The sequence below is a fragment of the Izhakiella capsodis genome, from assembly GCF_900115045.1.
In the GTDB taxonomy this organism is placed as follows: Bacteria; Pseudomonadota; Gammaproteobacteria; order Enterobacterales; family Enterobacteriaceae; genus Izhakiella; species Izhakiella capsodis.
On sequence record NZ_FOVC01000001.1, the window covers coordinates 321,641 to 345,457 of the forward strand.

Annotated in this window: 24 protein-coding genes; 21 read left to right on the forward strand and 3 right to left on the reverse strand. The window is 52.8% G+C overall.

Annotated features, from left to right (window positions below; translation table 11 throughout):
* Positions 1-188: 188 nt before the first annotated feature.
* Entirely contained in the window at positions 189-848 is a 660-nt protein-coding gene (gene flgA, locus BM191_RS01490) for a flagellar basal body P-ring formation chaperone FlgA (protein WP_092874166.1), read from the reverse strand.
* Positions 849-1,003: 155 nt separating this feature from the next.
* Here flgA and flgB point away from each other — a divergent pair, with 155 nt between their 5' ends.
* From flgB to flgL, 11 genes are all read left to right on the forward strand, one after another.
* On the forward strand, positions 1,004-1,417 hold the full coding sequence (gene flgB / locus BM191_RS01495) for a flagellar basal body rod protein FlgB (RefSeq protein WP_092874169.1): 414 nt from the start codon (positions 1,004-1,006) through the stop codon (positions 1,415-1,417).
* Between the two features lie 3 nt (positions 1,418-1,420).
* Positions 1,421-1,825 (forward strand): flagellar basal body rod protein FlgC, encoded by a 405-nt coding sequence (gene flgC / locus BM191_RS01500; RefSeq protein WP_092874172.1) that lies wholly within the window; start codon positions 1,421-1,423, stop codon positions 1,823-1,825.
* Between the two features lie 10 nt (positions 1,826-1,835).
* The gene (flgD, locus tag BM191_RS01505) at positions 1,836-2,510 is read left to right on the forward strand and encodes a flagellar hook assembly protein FlgD (RefSeq protein WP_092874175.1); all 675 of its coding nucleotides are present in this window, start codon (positions 1,836-1,838) and stop codon (positions 2,508-2,510) included.
* A gap of 25 nt (positions 2,511-2,535) precedes the next feature.
* Complete coding sequence (flgE, locus tag BM191_RS01510) at positions 2,536-3,750, forward strand: flagellar hook protein FlgE (RefSeq protein ID WP_092874179.1); 1,215 nt, start codon at positions 2,536-2,538, stop codon at positions 3,748-3,750.
* A gap of 20 nt (positions 3,751-3,770) precedes the next feature.
* Positions 3,771-4,526 (forward strand): flagellar basal body rod protein FlgF, encoded by a 756-nt coding sequence (locus BM191_RS01515; RefSeq protein ID WP_092874181.1) that lies wholly within the window; start codon positions 3,771-3,773, stop codon positions 4,524-4,526.
* 15 nt (positions 4,527-4,541) lie between these two features.
* A complete protein-coding gene (flgG, locus tag BM191_RS01520; protein WP_092874183.1) occupies positions 4,542-5,324 on the forward strand; it encodes a flagellar basal-body rod protein FlgG in 783 nt (260 codons plus the stop codon).
* 87 nt (positions 5,325-5,411) lie between these two features.
* The gene (locus BM191_RS01525) at positions 5,412-6,113 is read left to right on the forward strand and encodes a flagellar basal body L-ring protein FlgH (RefSeq protein ID WP_092874185.1); all 702 of its coding nucleotides are present in this window, start codon (positions 5,412-5,414) and stop codon (positions 6,111-6,113) included.
* A gap of 10 nt (positions 6,114-6,123) precedes the next feature.
* Complete coding sequence (locus BM191_RS01530) at positions 6,124-7,230, forward strand: flagellar basal body P-ring protein FlgI (RefSeq protein WP_092874187.1); 1,107 nt, start codon at positions 6,124-6,126, stop codon at positions 7,228-7,230.
* Positions 7,230-8,168 (forward strand): flagellar assembly peptidoglycan hydrolase FlgJ, encoded by a 939-nt coding sequence (gene flgJ / locus BM191_RS01535; RefSeq protein ID WP_092874189.1) that lies wholly within the window; start codon positions 7,230-7,232, stop codon positions 8,166-8,168. The genes BM191_RS01530 and flgJ overlap by 1 nt, the downstream gene beginning before the upstream one ends.
* 115 nt (positions 8,169-8,283) lie before the next feature.
* The gene (gene flgK / locus BM191_RS01540; RefSeq protein WP_092874191.1) at positions 8,284-9,942 is read left to right on the forward strand and encodes a flagellar hook-associated protein FlgK; all 1,659 of its coding nucleotides are present in this window, start codon (positions 8,284-8,286) and stop codon (positions 9,940-9,942) included.
* Positions 9,943-9,967: 25 nt separating this feature from the next.
* Positions 9,968-10,930 carry a flagellar hook-associated protein FlgL gene (gene flgL / locus BM191_RS01545; protein WP_092874193.1) on the forward strand — a complete coding sequence of 321 codons (963 nt, stop codon included), beginning with the start codon at positions 9,968-9,970 and terminating at the stop codon, positions 10,928-10,930.
* 222 nt (positions 10,931-11,152) lie between these two features.
* On the opposite strand, the gene rne is transcribed toward flgL, so the two are convergent.
* Positions 11,153-14,452 carry a ribonuclease E gene (gene rne / locus BM191_RS01550; protein ID WP_092874195.1) on the reverse strand — a complete coding sequence of 1,100 codons (3,300 nt, stop codon included), beginning with the start codon at positions 14,450-14,452 and terminating at the stop codon, positions 11,153-11,155.
* A gap of 562 nt (positions 14,453-15,014) precedes the next feature.
* Between rne and rluC the strand changes: the two genes are divergently transcribed.
* Complete coding sequence (rluC, locus tag BM191_RS01555; RefSeq protein WP_092874198.1) at positions 15,015-15,968, forward strand: 23S rRNA pseudouridine(955/2504/2580) synthase RluC; 954 nt, start codon at positions 15,015-15,017, stop codon at positions 15,966-15,968.
* 23 nt (positions 15,969-15,991) lie between these two features.
* On the opposite strand, the gene BM191_RS01560 is transcribed toward rluC, so the two are convergent.
* Entirely contained in the window at positions 15,992-16,582 is a 591-nt protein-coding gene (locus BM191_RS01560; protein WP_092875173.1) for a Maf family protein, read from the reverse strand.
* Positions 16,583-16,724: 142 nt separating this feature from the next.
* Between BM191_RS01560 and yceD the strand changes: the two genes are divergently transcribed.
* The 9 genes from yceD to pabC all read left to right on the forward strand — a co-directional run bounded on the left by yceD (position 16,725) and on the right by pabC (position 23,817).
* A complete protein-coding gene (gene yceD / locus BM191_RS01565) occupies positions 16,725-17,246 on the forward strand; it encodes a 23S rRNA accumulation protein YceD (protein ID WP_092874201.1) in 522 nt (173 codons plus the stop codon).
* Positions 17,247-17,260: 14 nt separating this feature from the next.
* A complete protein-coding gene (gene rpmF, locus BM191_RS01570; protein WP_038626789.1) occupies positions 17,261-17,431 on the forward strand; it encodes a 50S ribosomal protein L32 in 171 nt (56 codons plus the stop codon).
* 26 nt (positions 17,432-17,457) lie between these two features.
* Positions 17,458-18,492: a phosphate acyltransferase PlsX gene (plsX, locus tag BM191_RS01575; RefSeq protein ID WP_092874204.1), complete on the forward strand. Its 1,035-nt coding sequence runs from the start codon at positions 17,458-17,460 to the stop codon at positions 18,490-18,492.
* A 6-nt stretch (positions 18,493-18,498) separates the two neighbouring features.
* Entirely contained in the window at positions 18,499-19,452 is a 954-nt protein-coding gene (locus BM191_RS01580) for a beta-ketoacyl-ACP synthase III (protein ID WP_092874206.1), read from the forward strand.
* A gap of 15 nt (positions 19,453-19,467) precedes the next feature.
* Entirely contained in the window at positions 19,468-20,397 is a 930-nt protein-coding gene (gene fabD, locus BM191_RS01585) for an ACP S-malonyltransferase (RefSeq protein WP_092874208.1), read from the forward strand.
* Between the two features lie 14 nt (positions 20,398-20,411).
* Positions 20,412-21,146: a 3-oxoacyl-ACP reductase FabG gene (gene fabG, locus BM191_RS01590; RefSeq protein ID WP_092874210.1), complete on the forward strand. Its 735-nt coding sequence runs from the start codon at positions 20,412-20,414 to the stop codon at positions 21,144-21,146.
* A gap of 154 nt (positions 21,147-21,300) precedes the next feature.
* A complete protein-coding gene (gene acpP / locus BM191_RS01595; RefSeq protein WP_092874212.1) occupies positions 21,301-21,534 on the forward strand; it encodes an acyl carrier protein in 234 nt (77 codons plus the stop codon).
* A 93-nt stretch (positions 21,535-21,627) separates the two neighbouring features.
* Complete coding sequence (gene fabF / locus BM191_RS01600) at positions 21,628-22,869, forward strand: beta-ketoacyl-ACP synthase II (protein WP_092874215.1); 1,242 nt, start codon at positions 21,628-21,630, stop codon at positions 22,867-22,869.
* Positions 22,870-23,007: 138 nt separating this feature from the next.
* Entirely contained in the window at positions 23,008-23,817 is an 810-nt protein-coding gene (gene pabC, locus BM191_RS01605; protein WP_092874219.1) for an aminodeoxychorismate lyase, read from the forward strand.

Below are 23,817 nucleotides of genomic sequence, written 5' to 3' on the forward strand. Positions count from 1 at the left end.
GTTTATCATTCACTGAGCCGGATTTAAGTAGATGACTCGCTATCCTGCAGCTTAGCATTTAACCGCGAAAATAGAGCAAGTTGCGTATTTTCCATGCCCTGAATATACAAGGAGCAGACGATCTGAGAACGAATTCTATTTTGAACGTTGTCGATTCTATCGGCAGAACTGAGCCTTTCTTTAATGCTTTATAGCGATATGAGAATTTTCCCATCCGCATTCACTTTGCCGCTGACAATTTGCCCTGAAGGCATTCTGACCCGAACCGGCTGTGCTAACGTGGCATTGTTCATTGCCCGGCCTTCACTGGAAACGGCAAAGCCATTGCCGGATGCCGTCACCCTTACCGTCTGGCCCGCTTTCACACGCCAGGGTTGCCGCACCATCATCCGGTTAACCGGTTGTCCGGGCATAATATCACGCAGAGCGACAGCGTCGACAATATCATCGGGTGTCATCGCGGTACGCGCTGGAAGCGTATCGAGGCGACCTTTGACAATGTTCAAATCGCGGGGGGTTACCGTGGCTCCACGGGAGATTTGTTGGGCAGCAACGACATATTCGCCGGTTACCTGTACCTGAACCTGAATATAACGACGTTTCTGGTCGCAGTTTGCGGCAACGCTCATCATTCCCCACAACCGGGCGTTGCCTGGCAAAGAAAACTGCGGATTATCGCAAGGTGGCCACTGCATTTGCGGTGTTTTCACCACGACCTGAATAAGCTCGCCATTTTGTCCGTTACGGGCTTTAAAGAATTGCGTTAGCTGAGCAGTTAATGGCGATGCCCAAGCCTGTACGCTTAGCACGCTCAGCGCGATAATTCCCAGCGCTTTCAGTTTTATCATCGTGAGCTTCCCTCATTCAATCTGAAGCGATTCTAACCGTCCGCTGTACAAGCCAAAGGGCAAATTAGCCGCGCTTTTTAGCGCTATTCTGACGATCGTTCTTTGAGCACGCGATTATGCTGTCAGCTCGGAAAACTCTTAACACTGGAGTGAGCATGCTCGACAAACTGGATGCAGCCTTGCGGTTTCAGACTGAAGCGCTCAATTTGCGTGCGCAGCGTCAGGAAATCCTGGCTTCCAATATTGCTAACGCTGATACCCCCGGATATCAGGCTCGTGATATTGACTTCGCCAGCCAATTAAAAAATGTCATCGATAACGGGCGGGTGCAGGGTTCAGGCATGTCGCTGGCTATCACCTCCCCGCGTCATATTCCGGCGGAAAGCTTACAGCCCGCTTCAATGGATTTGCTGTATCGCGTACCAGACCAGCCGTCGATGGATGGCAACACCGTTGATATGGATCGCGAACGCACGCAGTTTGCGGACAACAGTCTGAAATACCAGACCGATCTCACCGTTCTTGGCAGCCAGCTTAAAGGCATGATGTCCGTGCTGCAGGGGCAATAATCGATGGCACTGTTAACTATTTTTGATATTGCCGGTTCGGCAATGGCGGCGCAGTCTCAGCGCCTGAACGTCAGTGCCAGTAACCTGGCAAATGCTGACAGCGTGACCGGACCGGATGGTCAGCCTTACACCGCAAAACAGGTTGTTTTTCAGGTTGATGCCGCAGCGGGATTACCAACTGGCGGGGTGAAAGTGGCACAGGTCATTGATGATCCAACACCGCCCAGGCTGGTCTATGACCCTGGCAATCCGATGGCTGATGGCAAAGGTTACGTCAAGATGCCGAACGTTGATGTGGTGGCGGAAACCGTTAACACCCTGTCAGCCTCGCGTAGCTATCAGGCGAACGTTGAAGTGCTTAATACCGTTAAGCAGTTAATGATGAAAACTCTGACCCTGGGCCAATAAGGAGAACAGCATGGGTATTGCCGTTAGCGTTAATGATTCCTCCACGATTGCCGGTAATACGCCGGTTTCCAGTGCCGCGAGCGGCAACAGCGCTGCTGACTTGCAGAGCCAGTTTCTGACCTTGCTGGTCACGCAGTTAAAAAATCAGGACCCGACGAATCCGATGGATAACAGCCAGATGACGTCACAGCTGGCGCAGATTAATACCCTGAGCGGTATCGAGAAGCTCAATACCACGCTGGGGTCGATTTCCGGCCAGCTGAACACATCCCAATCGCTACAGGCTTCGACGCTGATCAATCACGGAGTGATGGTCAACGGGGCCAGTATTTTGGTTGGCAAGGGCACCACCACGCCATTTGGTGTTGAACTGGCGCAAGCGTCTACCAGTGCCAGCGCTACCATTACCAACGCCAATGGCGATGTTGTCCGCAGTATTGATCTCGGGCCGCTGTCCAGCGGTGTTCATACCTTCTCGTGGGATGGTACCGATAGCAGCGGTGCCACTGTGGTGGATGGAAAATACACTGTGTCTATTGCCGCCAGTAACAGTACCGGGCAGCTGAGCGCACAACCGCTAAATTACGCCTATGTCAACGGGGTAACCAATGGCAACAGCGGCGCAATTTTGGACCTTGGTACCTACGGGACAACGACGCTGGATAAAGTGCGTCAAATCCTCTAACCCTTTATTATCTCAGGAGTGACACATGTCATTTTCACAAGCAGTCAGCGGGCTGAGCGCGGCATCCAGTAATCTTGACGTTATTGGTAATAACATCGCCAACTCGGCAACCGTCGGCTTTAAATCCAGCACCATCTCTTTTGCAGATATGTTTGCCGGATCGCAGGTTGGGCTTGGCACCAAAGTGGCGGCGGTGACGCAGAACTTTAATGACGGCACCACAACGACGACCAGCCGTGGGCTGGATGTTGCTATCAGCCAGGCGGGTTTTTTCCGTATGCAGGATACTTCAGGCAACATTTATTACAGCCGCAATGGTCAGTTCACACTTAATTCCGATCGTACCATCGTGAATGCGGACGGGATGGCGCTGACTGGCTATCCGGCTACCGGTACGCCACCCACCATACAGACCGGTGCTAATCCCGTTACACTGAGCATTCCTGACGTCGCAATGTCTGCTCTTGCCACCACCAGCGGGGCGCTTACCGCCAGCCTGAACTCATCGGAGAGTGCGCCAGCTACCGTATGGGACGGCAGCAATATCTCTTCGTCGATGTACAACGCCAAGTCTTCGATGACGGCGTACGACTCGCTCGGCAATGCGCATACCGTCGACCTGTACTTCGTCAAGTCGGATACCACAGCGAATACGTGGGATGTCTACCCGGTTGACGCCACCACCGGTACACAGAGCACCAAAACCACACTGAATTTCAACACCAGCGGTCAGCTCACTTCCAGTGCTAACGTTGGTGTTGATCTCGGTGTCCTGAATGGTTCCGCTGCAGGCCAGTCTTTTACGCTCAACATGACCGGCTCTACCCAACAGAATAATGGAAGCACCAGTACATTCGGTAACCCGACTCAGGATGGTTATAAGCCCGGTAACCTGACCAGCTATCAGATCAACAATGATGGCACGGTAGTGGGTAATTACTCGAACGAGAAGTCACAGGTGTTGGGTCAGATCGTGCTGGCGAACTTTGCGAATCCGGAAGGACTGAAATCAGAAGGCAATAACGTCTGGTCATCAACGGCCACTTCCGGTCAGGCGCTGGTAGGTCTGGCCGGAACCGGAAACCTCGGCACCCTTACCGCCGGTGCGCTGGAGTCGTCAAACGTCGATCTCAGCAAAGAGCTGGTCAACATGATTGTGGCCCAGCGTAACTATCAGTCTAACGCTCAGACCATCAAGACTCAGGATCAGGTTCTGAACACATTGGTTAACTTGCGCTAAGGACTTAATGGGGTGCTTCGATGGATCACGCGATCTATACCGCAATGGGGGCTGCATCGCAGACCCTCAATATGCAGGCGGTGACGGCCAGTAATCTCGCCAATGCAGCAACGCCAGGTTTTCGTCAGCAGCTGATGGCGATGCGTGCGGTGCCGGTCACGGGGGAGTCGCTTCCTACCCGGACGCTGGTTACCGCTTCCACACCCGGTGCGGATATGTCACAGGGGGCGCTCGATTATACCGGCCGCAATCTGGATGTGGCAGTACAGCAAGATGGCTGGTTGGCGGTGCAAATGGCTGATGGCACTGAAGCTTATACCCGCAACGGTAATATTGAAGTTAGCCCCGCCGGCCAACTGACTATTCAGGGACATCCGGTTATGGGGGATGGCGGTCCCATTGCGATTCCCCAAGGGGCGCAGCTGACGATTGCCGCTGACGGCAGCATCACTTCGCTCAATCCTGGCGATCAGCCCAATGCCATTACGCAGATTGGCAGGTTGAAGCTGGTGAAGGCCAGTGCGCAGGAAGTCATCCGTGGTGATGACGGCATGTTTCGTCTTACTGCTGGCGCCCAGGCGACGCGCGGTGCCACGCTGCAAAATGACCCGACGATCCACGTAATGCCCGGCGTACTGGAAGGCAGCAACGTCAAGCCGGTAGAGACAATGGTCGACATGATTAACAACGCCCGTCGTTTTGAGATGCAGATGAAGGTGATTTCCAGCGTCGATCAGAACGAACAACGTGCTAACCAGCTGCTCTCCATGAGCTGAGTGTGAGGAAAACTAATGATTAGTTCTTTGTGGATTGCAAAAACTGGCCTGGATGCGCAGCAAACCAATATGGACGTTATCGCCAATAACCTGGCAAACGTCAGCACTAATGGGTTCAAACGTCAGCGCGCGGTATTCGAAGACTTGATGTATCAGACACTGCGCCAGCCTGGCGCGCTCTCTTCCGATCAGACCAACCTGCCGTCTGGTTTACAAATTGGCACGGGTACCCGCCCGGTGAGCACGGAGCGTTTGCATACCCAGGGCAACCTGTCAAAAACCGATAATTCTAAAGATGTGGCGATCAGTGGACTCGGTTTTTTTCAGGTTCAGATGCCAGATGGTTCGATCGCGTATACCCGCGATGGCTCTTTCCAGACGGATCAGAATGGTCAACTGGTGACTAATGCCGGATTCCCTGTTCAGCCAGGCATTACCATTCCGGCTAACGCGATCAGCATGACAATTAGCCGTGATGGCGTGGTGTCGGTGACCCAGCAGGGTAACGTACAACCCGTACAGGTCGGTCAGCTGACACTGAGCACCTTTATGAACGATGCGGGTCTGGAAAGCATGGGTGAAAACCTCTATCAGGAAACGCAGGCGTCAGGTGCGCCCACCGAAAGTAACCCTGGACAAAACGGAACCGGAACGCTTTATCAGGGATACGTCGAAACCTCAAACGTTAACGTGGCGGAAGAGCTGGTAACCATGATCCAAACTCAACGCGCTTATGAAATTAACAGTAAGGCGGTCAGCACCTCCGACCAGATGCTGGCAAAACTGACACAACTTTGAGCATTATTCCGGTGCGGTTTGCCGCGTCCAGGCGATGGGGTCCGCCTTTAAAAACGACTATTTTCATATTATTAAAGGTGTTATTTCATGGCTAAGCTCATATCAATGCCTGGACGTGCATTAGTAACCGCATTGCTGCTAGCGCTTAACGGTTGTGCGCTGGTCCCCCGTACGCCGCTGGTAAAGGGGGCGACAACGGCGCAGCCTTTACCGGCCCAGCCGCCAGTGATCAACGGGTCCATTTTTCAGGGCGTCATGCCGATGAACTATGGTTATCAGCCGCTGTTTGAGGACCGTCGCCCACGCAATGTCGGCGATACCCTGACTATTGTGCTGCAGGAGAATGTCAGTGCGAGTAAAAACTCTTCCGCCAACGCCAGCCGCAATGGTAGCACCAGTTTTGGTATGACGACTGTACCGCGTTATCTCTCAGGGCCGCTGGGTAATGGCCGCGCGGATATTGCTGGCGAGGGGAAAAATGATTTCACCGGTAAAGGCGGCGCGACTGCTAACAATACCTTTACGGGCACCATTACCGTCACCGTGAATCAGGTTCTGCCGAACGGTAATCTGAACGTGGTTGGCGAAAAACAGATAGAGATAAACCAAGGCACTGAGTTTATCCGTTTCTCCGGTGTGGTTAATCCGCGCACGATTAGTGGATCTAACTCGGTTATCTCCACGCAGGTGGCAGATGCACGCATTGAATATGTCGGCAACGGCTACATCAATGAGGCGCAGACCATGGGCTGGCTGCAACGTTTCTTTCTCAATCTGTCACCGATGTAAGAGGTTTATTATGCGTCACTCACTTTTTATTAGCGCCCTAGCGCTGAGCCTGATGCTGGTTTGCACCCTTGTCCACGCCGACCGTATTCGCGATTTGGTCACTGTGCAGGGCGTGCGTGAAAACTCCCTGATCGGCTATGGTCTTGTGGTGGGGTTGGATGGGACTGGCGATCAGACTACGCAGACGCCGTTTACCACTCAGAGCGTCAATAACATGCTGTCCCAGCTGGGTATTACCGTCCCGGCAGGTACCAATATGCAGTTAAAAAACGTCGCAGCGGTAATGGTTACCGCCAAACTGCCTGCTTTTGGCCGTCAGGGGCAAGCTATTGACGTTGTCGTTTCCTCACTGGGAAATGCAAAAAGTCTGCGTGGCGGTACGCTGCTGATGACGCCGCTGAAGGGGGTTGATAATCAGGTCTATGCCCTTGCGCAGGGTAACATTCTGGTCGGTGGCGCCGGTGCCGCCGCCGGTGGCTCCAGCGTCCAGGTTAACCAGCTTAATGGTGGTCGCATCACGGGCGGCGCAACCATCGAGCGCGAACTGTCAAGCAACTTCGGCAGCGGCAGCGTAATCAATCTGCAGCTGAACGAGGATGACTTCTCAATGGCGCAACGCATTAGCGATGCGATAAATAATCGCGGTTACGGCCTGGCCCAGCCGCTGGATGCCCGTACCGTGCAGGTTCGTTTGCAGCAGGGCAACGCTTCGCAAGTCCGCACACTGGCTTATATTCAGGATTTGGATGTCTCTGTACCGTTGCAGGACGCCAAAGTAATCATCAACTCACGTACCGGCTCGGTGGTGATGAATCGCGAAGTGATGCTCAGCGCCTGTGCGGTTGCGCAGGGTAATCTGTCGGTCACCGTCAATCAGCAGCAGAATGTCAGCCAGCCGGATACGCCGTTTGCTGGTGGTCAGACGGTCGTGACGCCGCAAACGCAGATCGATTTGCGCCAATCGGGGGGAGCGCTGCAGACGGTAAACGCCAGCGCTAACCTGAACAGCGTCGTCCGCGCGTTGAATACGTTGGGCGCGACGCCCATCGATTTGATGTCGATTTTACAATCGATGCAGAGCGCTGGCTGCTTGCGCGCCAAACTGGAAATTAACTAATGAGTGACGCGCAATCGCTGATGAACGCGGCGTATGACAGCCGATCGCTGAACGATTTGAAGCGTGCAGCCAGTGCCGATCCGAAAGCACATGCCCGCCAGGTTGCAAAACAGGTGGAAGGCATGTTTGTGCAGATGATGCTGAAAAGCATGCGTGATGCGCTGCCGCAGGACGGTTTACTGAGTAACGATCAGTCACGGATGTATACCTCAATGTATGATCAGCAGATTGCACAACAGATTGGTGCCAAAGGGCTGGGGCTGGCCGATATCATCGTTAAACAGATGGCCGGTGCTCAGGCACCGGATGAGGCGGCTGGCACCCTGCCAATGCCGCTGGATAAATCGTTCATCAATACCCTTCCACCGGTGATGATGGAGCAGGTGGTGCGCCGCGCCGTGCCGCGCATGCCGGCACCTGGCCCGACAATGCGTGGTGACAGCGCAGAATTCATCGCCCAGCTGACGCAACCAGCGCAAATGGCCAGCCAGGCGAGCGGTATTCCGCACCATCTTATTTTAGCCCAAGCGGCATTAGAATCCGGTTGGGGTCAGCGGCAAATTCTGACTCAGGACGGGCGTTCGAGTTATAACATTTTCGGTATTAAAGCCAACGCCAGCTGGCACGGTAAGACTACCGACGTGATGACCACTGAATTTGAAAACGGCGTGGCACAGAAGGTGAAGCAGAAATTTCGCGTTTATGACTCCTATTTCGACGCTTTGAATGACTATGTCAGGTTGTTAAGTAATAACCCACGCTATGCCGCAGTGACCATGGCTTCAACGCCGGAGCAGGGCGCACATGCCCTGCAAAAAGCAGGCTATGCTACCGATCCGCATTATGCGCAAAAGCTGGTAGCCATGATTCAACAATTTAAGAGCATGGGTGAAAAAGCGGTCAAAGCCTACAGCCAGGATTTATCCACGTTGTTTTAACTATATGTCCTCAAGTCTGGCTGCGGATGGCCGATAACAGGATTAGGCTGGCATGGGTGATAAACCTGTGCCGAAATGAATATATCTTGTGTAGTACGGGTAGAAAGGAACCACTATGTCCAGCTTAATTAACTCCGCGATGAGTGGGCTGAGCGCCGCGCAGAACGCACTGAGCGTCACCGGCAATAACATCAGTAACCATACGGTAGCAGGCTACTCACGACAAACAATCGTACTGTCGCAAGCGCAGAGTACACTGATGGGTACGCAGTATTATGGTAACGGTGTTATTACCAGCGGAATAAACCGTGAATATGATCAGTTTATTACAGCACAGCTACGTAATACGGCGGCGATCGGCAGCGGGCTGACGACGCAATATGACCAGGTGTCGAATATTGATAATTTGCTGGCCGACTCCACTACGTCACTTTCCAGTACCCTACAAAGTTTTTTTAATAGCGTGCAGAATGTGGTTAACAGCGCTGAAGATCCTTCCTCACGCACTACGCTTCTCGGCGGCGGCGCTGAACTGGTTAATCGCTTTAAGACCACAGATGATTATTTGCGTAGCCTTGACGCCAGCGTCAATACCTCGATAAGTTCAAATGTTGATCAGATAAACACCTACTCGTCACAGGTTGCCAATCTGAATTCACAGATTGCTAAGCTAAAAGGGGCTGGCGCTGGTAACGCACCTAACGATTTGCTTGACCAGCGCGATCAGCTGGTTAATCGGCTCAATCAGCTGGTGGGTGTTGATGTCAGCCAGCAGGATGGTGGCAGCTACATTATCAGCATAGCTGGCGGCGTTAATCTGGTGCAGGGCGACTCATACAATAAGCTCGCGGCGGTGCCATCCAGCAGCGATCCCAGCCGTCTGACAGTCGCGTCGGTTGATCCGGTAACCCAGGCTACCAGCGAAATTCCGGAAAAATTTCTTAACAGTGGCTCGCTGGGCGGTGTGATCCAGTTCCGAACGCAGAATCTTGATCCAGCACGTAATGATCTTAACCAGCTGGCGCTGGCTATGGGCGATAGTTTTAACACGCAGCACGAGCAGGGTTACGACGCCAAGGGAAACCAGGGCATCGCCTTTTTTAATCTTGGTTCAGCTTCCGCTGTTGCTAACAGTAAAAATACCGGCACGGCCAGCCTGAATATCAGCTACACAAAAACCAGCGATGTAACGGCCAGTAATTATCAAGTAAGTTACGATGGTTCGCAATGGAACGTGACTAAACTGCCCGGTAATAATGAGGTCAGCGTGACCGCCGGAACTGACGGCAGCGGCGATCCCACGCTCAACTTTGATGGCTTGCAGATTAGCGTCAGCGGCACGCCAGCGGTCAGAGACAGTTTTGTGGTTAAACCCGTTAGCGATGTCATTGCGGGCATGAATGTCAATATCACCGATGAATCACAGATCGCGGCGGCGGGCACTAAGGACAGTGGTCAGAGTGATAATGAAAATGCCAGACAGCTGTTAGCACTGCAAACGAAAAAAGTGGTCAATGGTAGCAGCACCTTGACGCAGGCCTATGCCAGTCTGGTGGCGAATGTGGGTAATCAGACCGATAACCTGAAAACCACCAGTACGACCCAGGCCAACGTCGTGACCCAACTGACTAGCCAGCAGCAGTCCGTTTCGGGGGTCAATCTTGATGAAGAATATGCCAACCTGACGCGCTATCAGCAGTATTACATCGCCAACTCACAGGTATTAAAGGCCGCTTCGGCGACCTTTAATTCACTGATAGGCGCGCTAAGCTAATCGCTAACGGAGAAGGACATAAACAATGCGTCTTAGCACCAATATGATTTATCAGCAGCAGACCAGCGGTGTGCTCGAAGCGCAACGCAGCTGGCTGGAGGTCGGTAAACAACTCTCTAGCGGTAAACGCGTGATTAACCCTTCCGACGATCCGATATCCGCAGCGAATGCGGTCGTTCTGAAGCAGGCGCAGGCACAGGGTATGCAGTTCGCATCGGCGCGTGATTTTGCCATTCAGCGCGTCTCAACCGAGGAGAGTACTCTCCAACAGGTTACCAGCGTCGTCTCCGATGCGCAGACCATTCTGGTGGCGGCCAATAATGGCACACTGTCAGACGACGATCGGGCCTCTTATGCCACGCAGCTTAAGGGGTTGCGCGATCAGCTGCTTAATCTGGCAAACAGCACGGACGGTAACGGACGATACATGTTCGCTGGCTACAAATCTGACAGTGCGCCGTTCAGTATGGACAGTGATGGCAATGTAACCTACACCGGTGGCACCACGGCCATTACCCAGCAGGTTGATGCTAACCGCAATATGGTGACCAACCATACCGGTAGCGAAGTATTTATGACCCTGACCAGCAACGCCAAAAAAGAGCCCGATGGAACCGATGGTGAAAGTAATATTTTTGCCACGCTGAAAACGGCTATTGACGCACTCGACACTCCATTAGGTAGCGACCAGACTGCCGCGAGTGATTCACAAAACGCGCTGGCTAAGTCAATGCGTGGATTGAGTAACTCCTTTAACAATATTCTGGCGGTGCGCTCCGAATTGGGCACTAACCTGACCGAGTTAGACAACCTTGATTCACTCGGTAATGATCGCGCGGTGATCATGCAGACCCAAATGAGCAATCTTGTGGACGTTGACTATACCAGCGCTATCTCTTCTTACGTCATGCTAAAGGAGCAGCTAAGCGCCTCGTACAGCACTTTTCAGCAGATGTCATCGATGTCGTTGTTCAAGCTTAATCAGTAGAGTTTTGAACGGATTTAAACCGGGCCGTTCACGTTATCCCGTTAACTGTTTTGCGGTTAACGGGTTTATTTTGCCCAGTAGAATCCGGACGCGAAAAAAATTCTTTAACCTTGAACGCTATCCTCTCGGTGTATACGGAGCTTAGCTAGCTGGCAGCGGTTATTAGCGGCAATAAAAAGCCCCGGCATTGCCGGGGCGGGTTCATTACGACTTCCTGCCTTATTACGGGCGGGTTGCCGGCGCGTTTGCCTGATGCGTTGCCGCGTGGCCACCTGCAGCACCTTTGCCGTTGAAATCAAATGCCGTTCGAATCCAGTCGCTTTGACGTGCGGGTTCAGCTACGTACTCCGGCGCCGGTGCGCGTGTCATCGGCGCGCTGGCGTGGCGCGTTGCCATTTTTGTCCTGGTTTCTGACGGCGCCGCTTCCGCGATTGCCGCTGGCAGAATATCACGAGCAGGAACGGGCGCATGCGGCTCCATTATCTCCGCTTGTGGCTCTTCGTCGCCTATCTGTGCGGGAATATCCGCTTTTGCTTCGTACTCCGTGCTAACGTCCGACGGATGGTCGGCTGCTTGCTGGCTGGCTTCGGTCACCATACGGGTTTCCTGCTGAGCCTGAGTTCCCGCGCCAGTCTCTTCAACGACTTCACCGATTGAGGTGTCAACGCTGGGCGGGGTGGAGTCGACAGGCAACGCTTCCTGCGCTGTGCGCCGGACGAGATCATCATCAGCGTTGCTGACGACGTCGGGTTCTTCGCCGACGGGATGGCTGATTGCCTCAATGTCATCTGTATTTATTACGGTGATATCGGGTTGCGCTGGCTCAGAGATTTTCACTGACGGCACGTCGCTCGTGCCCTGGCTTGCAACGTATTCATCTGCCGCGATTAACGGAGTAGCTACCGCAGTTTCCTCGCCGGGGGTTGGCTGGTTAACATCGCGAACTTCATCATGCTGTTCTCCATTAACCGGATAGCTTATCCATACTTTGCCTGAAGCCATCTCCGGGGAAGCGCTGGCACTGCTCAACGGCATTGGTGATACCTGCGGATAACGCTCATCGCGATAACGGCGACGACGCTGGCCGCTGACGCGCAGGTGACGTGGAGAGCGACGGGAGCGGCGTGGCATATTGCTGTTTTCACGCGTTTCACTTTCTTGCTGATCCAGTGTGGTTTGTTCGACGACTGGTGCAGACTGGTGGTCGGACTCAGCCACAATAGCGGGTAGGTTAATGTCTTCTTGCGGAGTTTCGCCGCTGCTGACCCGTACTTTTTGTGCTAGCTGTCGCGGCTTGCGACGCGGCATCACCTGAACCTGTTCGTTACGGTTTGTATCCGCACTCTCAGAGGACGGTTCTTCGTTGTTGCGGCCTTGTTCAGCGGCTTTTGTTTCCTGCTGCGCCTGACGTTTCTCTTCCTGGCGACGACGCTGACGGTCAGTGCGTTGCTCCCGACGCTGCTGCTGTTCACGACTTCTGTCATTATCATTCGGATTAACTGCGGGTTGCTCATCCTGTAAAGGGGCGTTCTGACGCTTAGTACGGCGATAATCCTCATAGGTTTCGCCACTGCGGTTCTCACGCTGACGCTCGCTGTTTTCTCTACGATCATTACGGCCAGTGCGATCGCGACGGTTGTTATTACGATCGCGACGATTATTACGGTCGCGACGTTCGCCGCGCTGGGTATTTTGCTCTTCGCTTGATGCCTTAGCTGGCTCGGCTGGTATGGACGGGGTTTCAGCAGGTTCAGCAGTGAAAATTTTCTTAAGACTACCCAGTAGTCGACCAAAGAAACCACCTGAAGCCTGACCGTCGGTCGCTCCCCCCCGAACCGCAGACTGGGATTTGGTTTTGCGGCGTGAGGTGACGTTCGCCTGGCCAGCCTGCGTATCCTGCAGGACTGGTGGGGCATCCTGCACCACGAAGGTAGCCAGCGCCGGGGTTTCAGGGCGGCGGCGTTCAGATTGCTCTTCCTCAGAGGGCAAAGCCATCTCAGCTTCATGCAGTTTCGGCAGATGATAGCTCAGGATTTTTGTTTCTTCACCTTTGCGTACGCGCAGTACGGAATAGTGCGGTGTTTCCATACGCTCATCCGGCACAATAACTGCCCGGACGTCGCCCTGACGTCGTTCAATTGCGCTGACTGCTTCGCGCTTCTCATTGAGCAGATACGAGGCGATTTGCACCGGCACAATAGCGTGAACTTCTTTGGTATTTTCTTTCAGCGCTTCTTCTTCGATGAGGCGCAGAATAGAAAGTGACAGTGATTCATTATCTCGAACGGTGCCAGTGCCGCTACAGCGCGGGCAGACGTGATGGCTGGATTCGCCCAGCGACGGGCTAAGACGCTGGCGCGACATTTCCAGCAGGCCAAAACGAGATATATGGCCTATCTGTATACGCGCTCTGTCCTGGCGAACTGCTTCGCGAAGACGATTTTCAACGGCGCGCTGATGGCGTACCGGCGTCATATCGATAAAGTCAATAACAATCAAACCGCCGAGGTCGCGCAGGCGCAGCTGGCGGGCAATTTCGTCAGAGGCTTCCAGATTGGTATTAAACGCCGTCTCTTCGATATCGCCCCCGCGAGTGGCGCGTGCGGAGTTGATATCGATGGCGGTTAAAGCCTCGGTAGTATCAATAACGATGGAACCGCCGGAGGGCAGACGCACTTCGCGCTGGAAAGCCGATTCAATCTGTGACTCGATCTGATAGTGACTAAATAGGGGTATTTCACCGGTATAGAGTTTAATTTTGCTGCTAAAATCCGGGCGGCCAAGGGCGGCGATGTGCTGACGAGCCAGCTCAAGTACTTTTGGATCATCGATGAGAATTTCACCAATATCCTGACGTAAATAGTCGCGAAAAGCGCGGACAATAACATTACTTTCCTGGTGGATCAGGAATGGCGCGGCGCGGTTTTCCGCCGCTTTTTTTATCGCTTCCCAGTGTTTAAGGCGGAAACTGAGATCCCATTGTAACGCTTCGGCCGATTTGCCGACGCCAGCGGTGCGAACGATCAGTCCCATCCCATCGGGCAGTTCTAATGCTGACAGCGCTTCTTTTAGTTCAGTGCGATCGTCTCCCTCAATGCGGCGAGAGATACCGCCTGCGCGCGGATTGTTTGGCATTAAGACCAAATAGCTTCCTGCCAGGCTGATAAACGTCGTCAGCGCGGCACCTTTATTGCCACGTTCCTCTTTATCAATCTGGACGATAACTTCCTGACCTTCACGCAGCACATCTTTGATATTCGGGCGGCCATGCGCATTATAGTTACTGGGGAAATAGTCGCGGGAAATTTCTTTCAGAGGGAGAAATCCGTGCCTTTCAGCGCCATAATCAACAAATGCGGCTTCAAGGCTGGGTTCGATTCGGGTAATTTTTCCTTTATAGATGTTGGCCTTTTTCTGTTCATATCCGGGGCTTTCAATGTCCAGGTCATACAAACGTTGTCCATCAACCAAGGCAACACGCAACTCTTCCTGCTGAGTTGCGTTAATCAACATTCTTTTCATCGTAGCTTACTCATTATTCTTACATTAGTGACAGAGCTACGGGCATGGTGACGCTGGACGTAAATAACCGATGGCCCCGTGTCTTATCGCATGGTCGTCAACCTCACGGTTGTCGTCAGCTAAAGGGACGCAAACTCTCGGCAGCCTGTTTTTCATATGGGATAACAGCGCTTACAGGGGGTACCGCTACTGCAGAGCAGCAAGTGAACCAATCCCGACTATCGTCCAGGCTGCAACCCGCAGCCCGCTAACTGCCTGATTTCACAAAACGTCTTACGCCATTGCTGCGTGTATGTGCTATCCGGCAAAATTTTTCATACGCTTTTCTTGTTTTCGCAAAGTTTGCAGGAAAACCCGTGCATTATTCCACTGCTAACCTCGTGATAGCAAGATGACTTTTCCGACCCTGATAGATTACTCAAGTTTTAAAATTGCGTTATGTGACACTTTGCAACCAATTTTTTTAATAAACTGAAAAAAACTATCTATTCAGGCCAGACTGACAGTTAAGCACAGAAAAAGAAGTGGCGCTATTATGGCGCGGTAATTAGAATCGCCCATCATGAAAACAACATCCCCAACAGTACAGAATGTGACTATCTCTGCCGATCAAGCGGGACAGCGAATTGATAACTTTTTGCGCACCCGCCTGAAGGGCGTGCCTAAGAGCATGATTTACCGCATCCTGCGTAAAGGAGAGGTGCGCGTTAACAAAAAACGCATCAAACCGGACTATAAACTCGAAAGCGGTGATGAGGTGCGTATTCCGCCCGTCCGGGTTGCCGAGCGCGACGAGTCAGCGCTTTCGCCAAAACTGCAAAAGGTCGCGTCGTTGGAAGCCTGTATTCTCCACGAAGATAGCGCGATTCTGGTGTTAAATAAGCCGTCAGGCACGGCCGTTCATGGTGGTAGCGGGTTGAGTTTCGGTGTGATAGAAGGGCTAAGAGCTTTGCGTCCGGAGGCGCGGTTTCTGGAATTAGTGCATCGTCTGGATCGCGATACGTCGGGTGTTTTGCTGGTCGCTAAAAAACGATCTGCGCTGCGCGCATTGCATGAACAACTCCGCGATAAAGGGATGCAAAAAGATTACCTCGCGTTGGTGCGGGGCAGCTGGCCTTCTCATCTGAAAACTGTTCAGGCACCGCTACTGAAAAATATTCTGCAAAGCGGAGAACGGGTGGTCCAGGTTAGCGCCGAGGGTAAACCTTCTGAAACCCAGTTTAAGGTGGAGGCGCGTTTCAGTGACGCTACGCTGGTAAAAGCCAGCCCGATTACCGGGCGCACGCATCAAATACGTGTGCATGCGCTACATGCAGGTCACCCGATTGCCTTTGACGATCGCTATGGCGATCGCGACTTTGACCGGCAGCTGGCACCAACGGGCCTGTCGCGTCTGTTTTTACACGCCGCTGCGCTGACCTTTATCCATCCGGTTTCGGGCGAAACGCTGCGTATTGAAGCACCGCTCGACACCGGGCTAAAGGGTTGTCTGGCTGCGTTACGAACGCAACTTTAATGGGCCGCAGCCCGACACTTTTACTACTGAATTTGCATCAAGGGATCGCAACCCGCCTTTCGCAGCATCTCGCATAGGGCGATAAGCGGGAGGCCGATTAGCGCATTGGGGTCGCGGCCTTCGAGCCGCTCAAAAAGCGTGATCCCTAGCCCCTCGCTTTTAAAGCTACCGGCACAGTTAAGTGGCTGTTCGCGCTCAATGTAGCGGACAATTTCCGATTCACTCAGCGTGCGAAAATAGACGTAAAACGGCTCACAGCAGAGCTGAAGCTGCTTTTCGCGGCTGTCAAACAGCGCCAGTCCGGTATAGAACGTTACGCGATTACCGCTGGCAAGGGCCAATTGCTGGCAAGCCGCCTGAGGGGTATGCGGCTTGCCGGTGATCTGACCATCCAGCACACAGACCTGATCGCTACCAATAATCAAATCTTGTGGATAACGCTCAGCGAGGGCAACAGCTTTCGCTGTTGCCAGACGCTGAACCAGTGCCTGGGCCTGCTCACCTGGCTGAGGATTTTCATCAACCTCCGGGGCAGCAGTGATGAAAGGCAATCTCAGTGTCTCTAACAGTAATTTGCGATAGGGTGACGTTGAGGCTAAGACCAGTTGAGGCATAATTTTTTTCACAACATGTGGCGTTAAAAGAACTCTCATTTTAAACTGTGCGCCGCACAGGATGCGAATACTGGGTGAAAGATGTCGTAATGCGGCCTTTTTCTTTGACTCTAAGACGTTACAAAGTTAATATGCGCGCCCTATGCAAAAGGTAAAATTACCCCTGACGCTTGATCCAATCCGTACCGCTCAAAAGCGCCTTGATTACCAGGGTATATATACACCCGATCAGGTTGAGCGTATCGCCGGATCAGTCGCCAGCGTGGACAGTGATGTGGAATGTGCCATGTCCTTTGCCATCGATAACCAGCGTCTTGCCGTTTTGAATGGTACGGCGCTGGTTGATGTTACGCTGACTTGTCAGCGCTGTGGACAGCCGTTTGCACATCAGATCCATGTAACCTACTGTTTCAGCCCGGTCAGTAATGACGACCAGGCCGAGGCACTGCCGGAAGCCTATGAGCCGGTTGATGTCGATGAGTTTGGCGAGATCGATCTGCTGGCAATGGTTGAAGATGAAATCATTCTCGCATTGCCTGTGGTACCGGTGCATGATTCTGAACACTGTGAAGTGTCCGAAGCGGACATGGTCTTTGGCAAATTGCCTGAAGAGGCAGAGAAACCAAATCCATTTGCCGTATTAGCCAGTTTAAAGCGTAAGTAATAGGAGTAAGGTCCATGGCCGTACAACAGAATAAACCAACCCGTTCCAAGCGTGGTATGCGCCGTTCTCATGACGCACTGACTACGTCCACTCTGTCAGTAGATAAAGTTTCTGGTGAAACTCATCTGCGTCATCACATCACTGCGGATGGCTACTACCGCGGTCGCAAAGTTATCGTTAAGTAATTCTTGCGGCTGCGCAAGGCGATACTTTGACTCGTTTGACCCTGGCAATAGATGCCATGGGCGGGGACTTTGGTCCCTGCGTCACAGTGCCTGCGTCATTGCAGGCACTGGCCGCGAATTCGCAGTTACATCTTCTTCTGGTCGGTGATCCCGACGCCATCTCAACCTCACTTGCTAAAGCTGATTCCGCGATTTGCGCACGGCTGCAAATTATTGCGGCTGAGTCTGTTATAGCCAGTGATGTCAGGCCTTCCCAGGCGATCCGCAACAGTCGTGGTTCGTCAATGCGTATCGCACTGGAAATGGTAAAAGAGGGAAAAGCAGAGGCCTGCATCAGCGCGGGCAATACCGGCGCGCTAATGGGGTTGGCGAAATTATTGCTTAAGCCGCTGGATGGCATTGAGCGTCCTGCGCTGATGACTGTTTTACCCAACCAGCAACAGGGAAGGACGGTGGTGCTCGATCTGGGCGCTAATGTTGATTCTGACAGTACCATGTTGGTGCAGTTTGCGGTGATGGGCGCCGTAATGGCAGAGGATTTACTTGCCATTGCTAATCCGAGAGTCGCTTTGCTGAATATTGGCCAGGAAGAAAGTAAAGGGCTGAACACCATTCGCCATGCCGCAGAAACACTACGTGGCCTGGCAGATATCAATTACATTGGTTATGTTGAAGGTAACGATCTTCTCACGGGCAAAACGGATGTGCTTGTCTGCGATGGCTTTGTGGGCAATGTTACGTTGAAGACCATGGAAGGCGTAGTAAGGATGTTTCTTTCACTGCTCAAATCAGAAGGCGGTGGGGGGAAAAGGGCTTGGTGGATGAAGATGCTGGGACGCTGGTTACAAAAGCGTTTGTCCAGGCGGTTCGTCCATCTGAATCCCGATCAGTACAATGGCGCTTGCTTGTTAGGATTACGTGGTACGGTCATTAAGAGCCACGGCGCGGCTAATCAGCGTGCTTTTACGGTGGCAATTCAACAAGCAGAGCAGGCGGTGCAGCGGCAGGTTTCGGAACGAATCGCCTTGCGCCTTGAAGCGGTATTACCGAAGAGTGACTGAACGTACATGTATACGAAGATTCTTGGTACGGGCAGCTATTTGCCCGCACAGGTGCGTACTAACGCCGATTTGGAAAAAGTGCTGGATACCTCAGATGAGTGGATAGTTACCCGCACCGGTATTCGTGAACGACGGGTTGCCGATGCCGATGAAACGGTTGCCACTATGGGGACCCGGGCAGCTAATAAGGCTCTGGAAATGGCGGGTGTCAGCAAAAATGATATCGGTCTGATTGTTGTGGCGACCACCTCATCCAGTCATGCATTCCCTAGTTCGGCCTGCATTATTCAGCAGCAGCTGGAAATCAAAGACTGTGCGGCTTTTGATCTCGCCGCCGCCTGTGCCGGGTTTACCTACGCGCTGAGCGTTGCCGATCAGTACGTCAAAAATGGCGCTATAAAGTATGCGTTAGTGGTTGGCGCCGATGCGCTGGTACGTACGCTTAATCCTGAGGATCGCGGCACCGTTATCTTGTTTGGTGATGGTGCCGGAGCGGTGGTGCTGGGTGCCAGCGAAAAGCCGGGTATTATTTCAACCCATTTGCACGCCGATGGTCGTTATGCTCAGCTACTTACGCTACCTTATCAATCGCGCGAACCGCACGCTGAGACGGCCTGGCTGACGATGTCGGGTAATGAAGTATTTAAAGTTGCGGTAACCGAACTGGCGCATATTGTTGAAGAAACCCTGAGTGCGAATAACCTTGACCGTAGCGAGCTTGACTGGCTGGTGCCACATCAGGCTAATCTGCGAATTATCAGCGCGACAGCAAAAAAACTCGGTATGGGAATGGAGAAGGTCGTGGTGACGCTTGATCGTCATGGTAATACCTCGGCGGCATCCGTACCTGCTGCGCTGGATGAGGCCGTCCGTGACGGGCGCATTCAACGCGGTCAGTTGATTTTACTGGAGGCCTTCGGCGGTGGATTTACCTGGGGCTCAGCGCTAGTTCGTTTTTAATAACAGGATAAAGTGATGACGCATTTTGCAATGGTTTTCCCCGGTCAGGGATCGCAGAGCCTGGGGATGTTAGCAGATCTGGCTGCTGTTAACCCGTTGGTTGAAGATACTTTTGGCGAAGCCTCTACAGCGTTGGGCTACGATCTTTGGCAGCTGGTGCAGCAGGGTCCGGTGGAAGAGCTGAACAAAACCTGGAAAACACAGCCGGCACTGCTGGCTGCATCAGTAGCGGTTTATCGCGTCTGGCAACAGCAAAATGGCCCTCAGCCATCTCTGATGGCAGGACACAGTCTGGGTGAGTATTCCGCGCTGGTGTGCGCGGGTGTCATTGAGTTTACCGAAGCGATCAAATTAGTGGAGCTGCGCGGCAAGCTGATGCAGCAGGCGGTACCGGAAGGAACAGGCGCTATGCAGGCGATTATCGGCCTTGATGATGCGGCAGTTGCTAAGGCCTGCGAAGAAGCTGCAGAGGGACAAGTGGTGTCGCCCGTTAATTTTAATTCGCCGGGTCAGGTGGTCATTGCTGGTAATCGTGAGGCCGTTGAGCGTGCGGGCGTGGCTTGTAAGGCCGCGGGAGCCAAACGTGCGCTGCCGCTGCCGGTCAGCGTACCTTCGCACTGTGCTTTAATGAAACCTGCGGCTGAACAGTTGGCGCTGGCGCTGGCGAATATCACCTTCAACGCCCCGGTTTTACCGGTAGTGAATAACGTTGACGTTGAATGCGAAAGTGACGCTCAGGCGATCCGTGATGCATTGGTTCGACAGCTTTATAATCCTGTTCGCTGGACAGAATCAGTCGAATTTATTGCAGCGCAAGGCGTGAGCAAGCTGCTTGAAGTTGGAGCGGGTAAAGTTCTGACCAACCTGACCAAACGTATTGTCGACACCCTGAGTGCGTCAGCCGTGAACGATCCTGCAACGCTCTCAGCGGCGCTGGAAAAATAAAAACGAGGAAAATGATGAGCCTTGATGGGAAAATAGCCCTGGTGACTGGCGCCAGTCGCGGTATTGGCCGCGCAATTGCTGAAACGTTGGTCGCTCGTGGCGCAACGGTAATTGGTACCGCTACCAGCGACGGCGGCGCAAAGGTAATAAGCGATTACCTCGGTGACAACGGGGTCGGTCTGGCGCTCGACGTCACTAACGCGGTATCAATTGATGGCACACTGGAAAAAATTCGCGCGGAATTTGGCGAAGTGGACATTTTAGTTAATAATGCAGGCATTACGCGTGACAATCTTCTGATGCGCATGAAAGACGAGGAGTGGCAGGATATCCTGAACACCAATCTTTCATCAGTATTTCGCCTTTCAAAGGCGGTAATGCGCGCCATGATGAAGAAACGTACGGGCCGGATTATTACTATCGGCTCCGTCGTTGGCACTATGGGTAACGCAGGTCAGGCCAATTATGCCGCAGCAAAGGCAGGATTGATTGGGTTCAGCAAATCACTGGCGCGTGAAGTGGCGTCACGGGGTATTACCGTTAACGTCGTGGCACCCGGTTTCATTGAAACCGATATGACACGTGCACTGAGTGAAGACCAACGGGCCGGCATTCTGGCCGAGGTTCCGGCGGGGCGTCTGGGCGACCCACGGGAAATCGCAAATGCTGTTGCATTTTTAGCCTCTGACGAAGCGGCGTACATCACTGGTGAGACGCTTCACGTCAATGGCGGAATGTATATGGTCTGATAATCACGAAATCTATTTGCGTTATTTGTGGTGATTCACGCAAAATAACGCCAAATCGTGGTTAGACCAGCCGGGATTTAGTTGCATCTTTTTCAACTTTTTATACACTACGAAAACCATCGCAATAGCGAGTTTTGATAGGAAATTTAATAGTATGAGCGACATCGAACAACGCGTTAAGAAAATCATCGCTGAGCAGCTGGGCGTGAAAGAAGAAGAAGTCACCAACAGCGCTTCCTTCGTGGAAGATCTGGGCGCCGATTCTCTTGACACCGTTGAGCTGGTTATGGCTCTGGAAGAAGAGTTTGATATCGAGATTCCGGATGAAGAAGCAGAAAAGATCACTGACGTTCAAAAAGCGATGGATTACATCAACGCAGCTAAGTAACGAGTTAGTGAACTGTCCAGGCGGTCATTTGACCGCCTGAGTTTTATGCAGCGTCCCATATTATTCTAAGTTTACCCTCCCTGGAGGACGAACGTGTCCAAGCGTCGTGTAGTTGTGACCGGTCTTGGCATGTTGTCTCCTGTCGGCAATACCGTAGAGTCAACCTGGAGTGCTCTCCTTGCCGGACAGAGTGGCATCAGCCCGATCGACCATTTTGATACCAGTTCATATGCAACGCGTTTTGCAGGGCTGGTTAATGATTTTAACTGTGATGATATTATCTCGCGCAAAGATCAGCGCAAGATGGATGCCTTTATTCAATATGGGATTGTTGCTGGCGCACAGGCCATGCGGGATTCCGGTCTTGTGGTAACCGATGAAAACGCCGGACGTATAGGCGCAGCAATAGGTTCTGGCATTGGTGGACTTGGGCTTATCGAAGATAATCACAGCTCACTGGTCAACGGCGGCCCGCGTAAAATCAGTCCGTTTTTTGTTCCGTCTACCATTGTTAACATGGTCGCAGGGCATTTAACGATTATGTATGGACTGAAGGGGCCGAGCATCTCGATTGCAACGGCCTGTACAACCGGTGTGCATAACATTGGCCATGCAGCACGCATTATCGCCTATAACGATGCAGATGCGATGCTGGCAGGTGGTGCAGAAAAAGCCAGTACTCCGCTGGGTGTCGGCGGATTTGGTGCTGCGCGCGCGCTTTCTACGCGCAATGAAGATCCTCAGGCTGCCAGTCGCCCTTGGGATAAAGATCGTGATGGCTTTGTACTGGGTGATGGTGCCGGTATTCTGATGCTCGAAGAGTATGAGCACGCAAAAAAACGCGGCGCTAAAATCTACGCAGAGGTGGTTGGTTTTGGTATGAGCAGTGATGCCTACCATATGACTTCTCCACCTGAAAATGGAGCCGGTGCCGCGTTGGCGATGGTGAATGCGATTCGCGATGCGCAAATTAGTGTAGAGCAGATCGGTTATATCAATGCCCACGGCACCTCAACGCCGGCGGGTGATATTGCCGAAGCCCAGGCGGTGAAATCGGTGTTCGGTGCGGCCGCCAGTAAAGTGATGGTCAGTTCGACGAAGTCGATGACCGGGCACTTGCTTGGTGCAGCGGGTGCAATTGAAGCCATCTACTCCATCCTGGCGCTACGCGATAAAAGCATTCCGCCTACGATTAATCTGGATAACCCGGATGTAGGTTGCGATCTGGATTTTGTACCGCATACGGCACGTCAGGTTGATACGCTGGAGTACACGCTGTGTAATTCCTTTGGTTTCGGCGGCACAAACGGCTCGCTCATCTTCAAACGCCTCTAGCCGCTATTTCACCAAAATCTTCTTATACAGGGCCCGTAACGCGGGCCTTTTTCATTCCCGGTAAATTATTATCTTTCGTGGATGATTCCTTTGTACGGTCTGGTACTCTTAAGCTAAAAATATCCTACGGGAAAACCGATGATGCTGATTAACGGGGTTGCGCAACATCAGCTTGATGCCCGGGACCGCGCAATACAATTTGGTGATGGCTGCTTCACCACCGCCAGAGTGCGCCAGGGGAAAGTGGTCTGGCACAATGCACATCTGATGCGCCTTAAACAAGCCTGCCAGCGGCTAATGATCGCGCAAACAGACTGGACGAAGCTTGATAAAGAGATGCGCAGGCTGGCATCCCAACAGGATCAGGCGGTGCTGAAAATAATCATCACCCGTGGTGCTGGCGGTCGGGGTTACAGCATGGCGGGTTGCGGCTCGCCTGTGCGAATACTGAGTTGCTCTCCTTATCCCACCCATTATTCCGGCCTGCGTGAAAGTGGCGCCCACCTGATGCTGGTTTCGACGCCGCTGGGTTCTAACCCCGTATTGGCTGGACTCAAGCACCTTAATCGCCTTGAACAGATTCTTATTCGTGCCGAACTGGACGCAAAGACAGCAGATGAAGCGCTGGTGCTTGACACTGAAGGTCGGCTGGTAGAATGTTGTGCCGCCAACCTGTTCTGGCGTAAGGGCAAGCAACTTTTTACCCCCGACTTATCCCGCTGTGGTGTGGCCGGGCTTGCCCGTCACCATCTGATACAACAGGCGCAATTATTGGGTTGGACGGTGGCGTTTGTGCGTGAAACACCGGAGGTATTAAGCGATGCCGAGGAGGTTTTTATCTGTAACGCGCTGATGCCGCTGGTGCCGGTTATTCAGGCAGAAACATACCGCTTTACGTCGCGGGCGTTCTACCATCAGCTGACAGAAAACAATGACGATTGGAAATAA